An 8,361-nucleotide genomic window follows, 5' to 3' on the forward strand; every position below is an offset into this window, starting at 1 on the left:
CTATGCTAAAACGAAGACCCACTATTCGCGACCACTCAGCAGAAGCTAATTTATTTGCTCGGCGTGCATTCGTGGGTTTTATTTTTATATTAGTCCTTGTAGCAATATTGCTGTCTAACTTGTATAAAATCCAGGTAGATGATCATCAAGATTATCAAACTCGTTCTAATGATAACCGTATAAAAGTTATACCTATAGCCCCCAATCGCGGTTTAATTTACGACCGCAACGGTGTTTTACTGGCCGAAAATAAGCCCGTTTATAACCTTGAGGTGATCCCCGAAGAAGTTGATGATTTAACCGCCTCTTTGAAGTCTATCAGCAAAATCATTGAAATAACCGAGCAACAACAAGCTGATTTTCTTGATGATATAAAACATACTCGACGTTTTAAAAGCCAAGTCCTCAAAGCCCGTTTAAATGAAAACGAAGTAGCGATGTTTTCAGTAAACCAGCATAAATTTCCAGGGTTTAGCATTGAAGCGCGCCTAGCAAGATATTATCCCTTTGGCGATACTTTAACCCATGCATTAGGCTATGTTGCAAAGCTCAATAGAAAAGAATTAAATAAGCTTGAACAACAAGATGAAGCCACAAACTACCGAGCCACGCATGATATTGGTAAACTGGGTATCGAAAAATACTACGAGCCGTTATTACATGGCCAAGTTGGCTCACAGCGAGTTGAAGTAAACAACCGTGGCCGTATTATTCGCACCTTAAACATGGATCCACCGCAGCCGGGTGACGACTTAGTACTTACTCTCGACATTGGTTTACAACAAATAGCCCAACATGCACTTAAAGATATGCGCGGCGCTATTGTGGTAATGGATGCAAAAGATGGCGGCGTTTTAGCGCTTTATTCAAACCCAAGTTATGACCCCAATTTATTTGTGCACGGTATTAGCAGTAAAGACTACAAAGCCTTACTCAACCCTGATCGTCCACTGATCAATCGCACGACTCAAGGTCGCTACGCACCTGCATCTACTGTTAAACCACACATGGCTATTTTGGCATTAGAAGAAAATATAGTGCAAGAAACCACCAGCATGTGGGATCCGGGCTTTTTTCAAATTCCCAACGTAGAGCATAGATGGCGTGATTGGCGACGTTGGGGCCATGGCCATGTTGATGTTTATAAAGCAATAGAAGAGTCATGCGATACCTACTTTTATGACGCAGCCTATCGAATGGGGATCACAAAAATAAGTAACTTTATGGCTCGCTTTGGCTTTGGTGAGTTATCCGGTATTGATATTCATGAAGAAACAACCGCTATTTTACCTTCAAAAGAGTGGAAAGAAGCCCGTTTTAAAGAGTCTTGGTGGCCTGGAGATACTATTTCTGTAGGAATTGGCCAAGGTTATTGGACTGCCACCCCCATTCAAATAGCGAATGCCACTAATATTTTAGTTAACAGAGGGATAAATCACCCTCCTCATTTAGTGCAAGTTGCTAAAAAAGAAGATCAAATTACTCAGCTCAATAATGAAGAAAAACCGCCGGTTGTACTCAATAACGAAGATAACTGGCGCACCGCGATTGATGCCATGCATAACACCGTTAAAAAAACTACCGGAACTGCCCATCGTGCATTTAAAGGGGCTACCTACGATCCAGCAGGTAAAACCGGTACTGCCCAAGTGGTGAGTATTGCTCAGGGCGAGCGTTACGACGCCGATGCACTCAAAGAGCGCCAACGCGACAACGCCATTTATATAGGTTTTGCCCCGTTTAATAACCCACAAATTGTTGTCTCTATTGTGGTAGAAAATACCGGTGGGGGGAGCTCAGTAGGTGCGCCCATTGCGCGCCAATTAATGGATTACTATTTTGCAGCTAACCCAATCAAACCTTCAGGGGACAAAGCACCATGACGGCTTTACATGATAAGCGCTCTATTTGGCTGCGACTGCATATTGATTTGCCACTTTTTATTGCGTTATTGCTGATGATGGCCGGTAGTATCACCATTGTATACAGCGCCTCAGGGCAAGACTCTGCCATGATGGTTCGCCATATTACGCGAATGGCTGGCGCCATTATAGGTATGTTTGTACTTGCTCAAATTCCACCAGCGACTTTAAAACGCTTAGTTATTCCCATGTATTGCCTAGGATTACTCATGCTGGTTGGGGTACTGCTATTTGGTGTAAGTTCTAAGGGAGCTCAACGCTGGTTAGATTTAGGCATTACTCGCTTTCAACCCTCAGAGCTAATGAAACTAGCGGTTCCGATGATGGTTGCTTGGTATATTGGGCGCCACCATTTGCCGCCGCGTCCGTTACATTTAGTCATTGGCTTTGCCATTGTTATGCTGCCTACCCTACTAATTAAAGAGCAACCTGATTTGGGTACCTCAATTTTGATTGCCAGTTCCGGTGTATTTGTGTTGTTTTTATCAGGCTTGAGTTGGCGTTTAATCGGCTTTTTAAGCTCGGTTGTTGCTTTGGCAGCATGGCCATTTTGGCACTACGGTATGCACGATTATCAAAAGCAAAGGGTACTGACCTTTTTAGATCCTGAGAGCGATCCGCTGGGTTCTGGCTATCATATTATTCAATCAAAAATTGCCATTGGTTCAGGCGGTATCGAAGGTAAAGGCTGGCTGCAAGGCACGCAATCGCAACTAGAATTTTTACCTGAGCGACATACTGACTTTATTTTTTCAGTACTGAGTGAAGAGTTTGGCTTATTTGGTGTGTGTGTTTTACTTAGTTTATATTTATTTATTATTGGCCGTGGACTGTTTATTGCGGTTAACGCACAAGACGCGTTTGGTAAACTATTAGCCGGCTCACTCACACTCACTTTTTTTGTTTATATTTTTGTAAATATTGGCATGGTATCGGGTTTGCTGCCTGTTGTAGGTGTACCGTTACCATTAATTAGTTATGGCGGTACCTCAATGGTGACCCTGATGGCTGCATTTGGCATTATTATGTCGATTGCCACAGATAAAAGGATGCTCTTAAAATAATGCGCCTTTACAAACAACTTATAATTATTATTCTCGTTAGCCTCTTTTTAAGTGCATGCAGCAGTTCAAATAGTCGTTACAGCATGCGCCATGATGCGGCGCCGCTTCGTGCACCGACCGAATTAGAAATGCAAGATGCCATTGTTACTCAAGTTATTAAAAGTGCGAGTACCACGCGCCCCTACGAAGTGCTTGGCAAACGTTATACCCCGATGCTCGATGAAACCGGCTATTCAGAAACGGGCATTGCCTCGTGGTATGGCCGTAAATTTCATGGGTATCACACCTCTAATGGCGAAATTTACGACATGTTCGCAATGACCGCAGCTCATAAAACGTTGCCTTTACCTAGTTTTGTGCGGGTAACAAATACGGCTAATGGCAAATCAATTATTGTTCGTGTTAATGACCGTGGCCCCTTTCATGATAATAGAATTATTGACCTTTCTTATGCCGCTGCATACAAACTTGGATACCATAAGTATGGTACAGCAGAGGTTAAGCTAGAAGCCATTACTCTAGCCGATACCCATGCACGAAAAACCTACGTTCAAGTTGCCGCGGGCAGTACCTTAGCCAACATAGAAGCGTTAGCAAGTACACTGCGAGAACAGTATAAGTTACCGACAAATATCGTTGAAAAAGACGCTATTTATAGATTGCACTTAGGGCCAATAAAAGATGCCCAACATGCGCAACAAGTACTAGAAACATTAAAACAAAATCAATTTCAAAACGCGTTCTTGCTTTACACTCAGTAAGCCCTTTAGAATGGGAATACGCATATTTTTAACTTTAACCATTAATGAGTATGATGAAATCTATTAAACATAAAATTCTTACTGGTGTTTGCGGCTTAGTCTGTTCTGCCGCCGTATTTTCAGCCACCGCCCAAATTATTCCAGCGCCTCCTCAAGTTAATGCAAAAGGTTACTTTTTGGTGGACTTCACCACAGGTAAAGTCATTGCACAAGGCGAGGCTGATACCAAACTCGCACCGGCCAGCTTAACTAAAATGATGACCAGTTATGTAATTGGTACCGAAATTAATGCTGGTAATATTGCGCCTACCGATATGGTTACTGTTAGTGAAAAAGCGTGGGCAAAAAACTTCCCTGAATCATCAAAAATGTTTATTGAAGTCGGTAAACAAGTTAGTGTCGATGATCTTAACCATGGCATTATTATTCAATCAGGAAATGATGCATGTGTTGCTATGGCAGAGCATATTGCTGGTAGCGAAAGCGCGTTTGCAGATTTAATGAATGCTCACGCCGAAAAAATAGGCATGACTAATACGCATTTTGTTAATAGTCATGGCCTTGATACTGATGCGCATTATACAACGCCACGCGACATGGCAACATTAGGGGCTGCACTTATCAGAGATGTGCCTGATGAATACGCTCTATATAAACAAAAGTCTTTTACTTTTAATGGTATAAAGCAATATAACCGCAACTCGTTGTTATGGGATGAAAGCCTAGATGTAGATGGTATTAAAACAGGTCACACGTCTGAGGCGGGTTACAGCTTAGTCACCTCTGCAACAAAAAACGACATGCGTTTAATTGCCGTTGTAATGGGCACCTCAAGTGAGCGCGCGCGTAAAGTAGAAAGTAAAAAACTACTAAACTACGGTTTTCGCTTTTTTGAAACAATTACCCCGTATAAAGCCGGCGACAGCTTTGCTGAGCAACGTGTTTGGATGGGCAATAAAGAGAATGTTTCTTTAGGAATTTTAGAAGATACACCTATTACTATTCCTCGTGGTCAGCATAAAAACCTTAAAGCAAACTTTGAGCTAGACGATACCCTTGAGGCACCTTTAGCTAAAGGCACAAAAGTAGGTACTTTATTTTTACAGCTTGAAGGCGAAGATATTGCACAATATCCGCTAGTTACACTTGAAGAAATACAAGAAGGTAGCTTCTTTAGTAAAATATATGACTACTTACGCTTACAGATTATGTAATTGCGAGTAAAGTAATATGAACGCCTCCACTGTGAGGCGTTTTTTTTTGCTTGAAAAGTGCTAGAATGCGCCCCATATATACCAATCGTATTGAATGACTATCATTGGCTTGGGTCAACAATAGCATCATTTCAAGATTGCCATTAGCCTGTCAGTTTTAAGCTTCGCGTTTTAGCAAAGCCAACACTTTTTGTTTGAGGAGTTCCCGTCGTGGTTGAACCTGTTAAAGACACTAAATTTGATGAGTACTTAGAGTACCCTTGCCCATTTACATTTAAAATTATGGGTCTAGCTAATGTAAACTTAACTGATCAAATTTTAGCTAAATTACAACCTATTGCTCCAGGTGATTATGCGCCAAAAGTAAAACCAAGCAGTAAAGGTAATTACGAGTCTGTAACGCTAGTAGCTACTGTAACAAGCGGCAAACACATTGAAGAAATTTACAACGTGATCAGCAACATCGATGACGTACGCCATATGCTTTAATCCATAGTTGAGATTTGTTGTGAGCGAAAACACCCTAATCGTACGCCAACTGGGTCGTCAGCGTTACATGCCGATTTGGCAAAAAATGCAAGACTTTACCGACACCCGTGATGAAAATACCCCAGATGAAATTTGGCTGGTAGAGCACGAAAGTGTATTTACCCAAGGCCAAGCCGGTAAAGATGAGCACTTGCTCGCCCCAGGTGACATTGAAGTGATTAAAGTGGACCGTGGCGGACAAGTAACTTACCACGGCCCAGGTCAGCAAATGATGTATGTATTATTTAACTTACGTCGTTTAAAGATTGGCGTACGAGAGCTAGTAACATGGCTTGAGGAATGTATTATTGAATCCCTTGCTGAGTACGGTATTGATGCATACGCAAAAGCCGATGCACCCGGTGTTTACGTTAACGACAGCAAAATTGCCTCTTTAGGCCTAAGAGTTCGTCGTGGCTGCTCATTTCATGGTTTAGCATTAAATGTTAACATGGACCTAAGTCCATTTTTACGCATTAACCCTTGTGGTTATGCGGGCATGAATATGGTGCAAACTAAAGAATTAAATGGCCCTCAAAACCTTGAAGCTGCAGGTCAAGGGCTGGTAAAACACATGATCAAAAAGCTTAATGCAACACAGGTTAAGCATACTGAAGGGTTTGAAAACGAATGAATAAACCAGTCAAAATGGAACCAGGTGTAAAACTACGCGACGCAGAAAAAATGGCGTTGATCCCCGTTAAAGTTTTACCAACTGAAAAAACCGAAATGCTCCGTAAGCCAGAGTGGCTTAAAATCCGCTTACCTAAGTCAACTGAGCGGATTGACGGTATAAAACAAGCAATGCGTAAGCATGGCCTTCACTCTGTATGTGAAGAAGCGTCGTGCCCTAACTTATCAGAATGTTTTAACCACGGTACGGCGACCTTTATGATTTTAGGGGCTATTTGTACACGTCGTTGCCCATTTTGTGATGTTGCACATGGCCGTCCATTAAAGCCCGATGCAGCAGAGCCTGAAAAGCTTGCACTGACCATTAAAGACATGAAGCTAAGCTACGTAGTGATCACTTCGGTAGACCGTGATGATTTACGTGACGGTGGCGCTCAGCACTTTGCCGATTGTATCCGTGAAATTCGCAAGCACAATCCAGAAATCACCATTGAGATATTAGTCCCTGATTTTCGTGGTCGTATGGACAGAGCGTTGGAAATATTAATTGAAACGCCGCCAGATGTATTTAACCACAACCTAGAAACAGCACCACGTTTGTACAAATTGGCGCGTCCAGGTGCTGATTACAAGTGGTCACTTGAATTATTACGCCGTTTTAAAGAAGCACACCCTGAGGTTAAAACTAAATCGGGCTTAATGGTTGGTTTAGGTGAAGAAATTAGCGAAATTGAAGAAGTACTGCGTGATTTACGTGAGCATAACGTTGATATGCTAACCGTAGGCCAATACCTACAACCCTCTAAGCATCACTTACCAGTAAAACGCTACGTGCCGCCTGCTGAGTTTGATGCACTAAAAGAGTATGCTGATGAAATTGGCTTTACACACGCGGCTTCTGGCCCGTTTGTACGCTCAAGCTATCACGCCGATCAACAAGCAGCGGGTAAAGAAGTAAAATAAGTGTGAGTTACAACGTTAAGCGCGACTAAACAACGCTATTTTGTACTACAACGATATTTTGTACTGTAAGGAAGAGTAAAGATGTCGCAAGGAATACCTAAAATTAGTGAATTTCCTTGTGACGATCGTTATTGGAGGGTCGATTGGTTTGGCGCTATTGAGCGCAACCCAAACGTGCCCTCCGAACCTTTCTTACAAATCGTAATAAGCCCTCTCATTCAAAATGAAAGCATAGACTCCACCGCTAAGCATCTAGCTTCCACTCATGTCACAAATTATGATGACCAAACAGTTATAAAAATTGGTGTTGGACAGCTTCCATTTATATCTATCGGTTCGATCTGGCTAAATGGCCAATGCCAAGCAGCCAAGGGTGGTCAAACGAAGCTTTTACATAATCTTCATATCGCCGAACACACCACTCAATCCATCCCTGGTAATCATAAAGTTGAGGATAAAAACCTCATCCCGTACGACTCTTATCGAACGGGAAAAATTGGACATGATAAAGATCCCTTTGGAATACTCGTTCCTGTTATGGAGTTAATCCGTTTCTATTACGCCGTTTCGACAGATGTGGCGCACATTGTTTTTTCTGGCGATTTAAAACATCAGCCGCAGAATGTGATTAATACCGAAAAGTGCGGCTTTGATGAGGGAGAAAGACGCTGCATACTTCACTTACGGCAACACCTGTCGGACGAAGATGGTTGGGTTATTGGAAGAGCACTCACATGTAAAGAAGCTTGGGAAGGCTTTACGCTGCCACATGACACTATAATGAAACACTCCTTGAATACTAAGTTTCTTCATCCCCAGAGTGCATTTCCATTCTCAGGTTCAAGTAACTTAAAAGTCAGTGAATCGCCCCGTGTTTGCCAGAGACTCAATAACTTGAGAAACTGGAACTATGAAAAAATCAAATCGCTATACATCAGAATTTCGTGAACGTGCAATTAGGCTTGTTACCACACAACAGCATGAATACCCTTCTCTTTGGGCTGCGCTAGTATCGATTTCAGATAAACTGGGATGTACCCCAGAAACACTTAGAGCATGGGTCAAGAAATCTCAAGCTCAACCGTCTAAACCCTCTTCTAATACGCAATCAACTGAAGAACGCCTTGCCGTCTTAGAGCGCGAGAATAAAGAGCTCAAGCGAACGAATGATATCCTGAGGCAAGCTGCCGCTTTTTTCGCCCAAGCGGAGCTCGACCGCAAACAGAAGTAATAGTGGATTTTATTGATGCTTGCCGAGAGCATTACGGTGTCGAGT

At 42.4% G+C, this 8,361-nt stretch carries 9 protein-coding genes and 1 other annotated feature; all 9 genes read left to right on the forward strand.

The window, feature by feature from the left end:
• Positions 1-2: 2 nt before the first annotated feature.
• The 9 genes from mrdA to CWC14_RS01335 all read left to right on the forward strand — a co-directional run bounded on the left by mrdA (position 3) and on the right by CWC14_RS01335 (position 8,316).
• A complete protein-coding gene (gene mrdA, locus CWC14_RS01295; protein ID WP_138560815.1) occupies positions 3-1,883 on the forward strand; it encodes a penicillin-binding protein 2 in 1,881 nt (626 codons plus the stop codon).
• Positions 1,880-2,986: a rod shape-determining protein RodA gene (gene rodA / locus CWC14_RS01300; protein WP_076922172.1), complete on the forward strand. Its 1,107-nt coding sequence runs from the start codon at positions 1,880-1,882 to the stop codon at positions 2,984-2,986. The genes mrdA and rodA overlap by 4 nt, the downstream gene beginning before the upstream one ends.
• Entirely contained in the window at positions 2,986-3,747 is a 762-nt protein-coding gene (locus tag CWC14_RS01305) for a septal ring lytic transglycosylase RlpA family protein (RefSeq protein ID WP_028834084.1), read from the forward strand. The genes rodA and CWC14_RS01305 overlap by 1 nt, the downstream gene beginning before the upstream one ends.
• 53 nt (positions 3,748-3,800) lie before the next feature.
• Positions 3,801-4,961, forward strand: a complete 1,161-nt coding sequence (locus CWC14_RS01310) for a serine hydrolase (RefSeq protein ID WP_024601588.1) — start codon at positions 3,801-3,803, stop codon at positions 4,959-4,961.
• Positions 4,962-5,171: 210 nt separating this feature from the next.
• A complete protein-coding gene (ybeD, locus tag CWC14_RS01315) occupies positions 5,172-5,450 on the forward strand; it encodes a DUF493 family protein YbeD (protein WP_016898950.1) in 279 nt (92 codons plus the stop codon).
• A 19-nt stretch (positions 5,451-5,469) separates the two neighbouring features.
• Positions 5,470-6,123: a lipoyl(octanoyl) transferase LipB gene (lipB, locus tag CWC14_RS01320; RefSeq protein ID WP_016898951.1), complete on the forward strand. Its 654-nt coding sequence runs from the start codon at positions 5,470-5,472 to the stop codon at positions 6,121-6,123.
• Complete coding sequence (gene lipA / locus CWC14_RS01325) at positions 6,120-7,085, forward strand: lipoyl synthase (protein WP_013465357.1); 966 nt, start codon at positions 6,120-6,122, stop codon at positions 7,083-7,085. Before lipB ends, lipA begins: the two co-directional genes overlap by 4 nt.
• 81 nt (positions 7,086-7,166) lie before the next feature.
• On the forward strand, positions 7,167-8,033 hold the full coding sequence (locus CWC14_RS01330) for a hypothetical protein (RefSeq protein WP_138560817.1): 867 nt from the start codon (positions 7,167-7,169) through the stop codon (positions 8,031-8,033).
• A complete protein-coding gene (locus CWC14_RS01335; protein ID WP_008130909.1) occupies positions 7,996-8,316 on the forward strand; it encodes a transposase in 321 nt (106 codons plus the stop codon). The genes CWC14_RS01330 and CWC14_RS01335 overlap by 38 nt, the downstream gene beginning before the upstream one ends.
• Positions 8,274-8,361, forward strand: a sequence feature (AL1L pseudoknot). This feature is flagged as partial in the annotation. Its footprint overlaps the gene before it by 43 nt.

It is taken from the genome of Pseudoalteromonas sp. S3260 (assembly GCF_005886925.1).
In the GTDB taxonomy this organism is placed as follows: Bacteria; Pseudomonadota; Gammaproteobacteria; order Enterobacterales; family Alteromonadaceae; genus Pseudoalteromonas; species Pseudoalteromonas tetraodonis.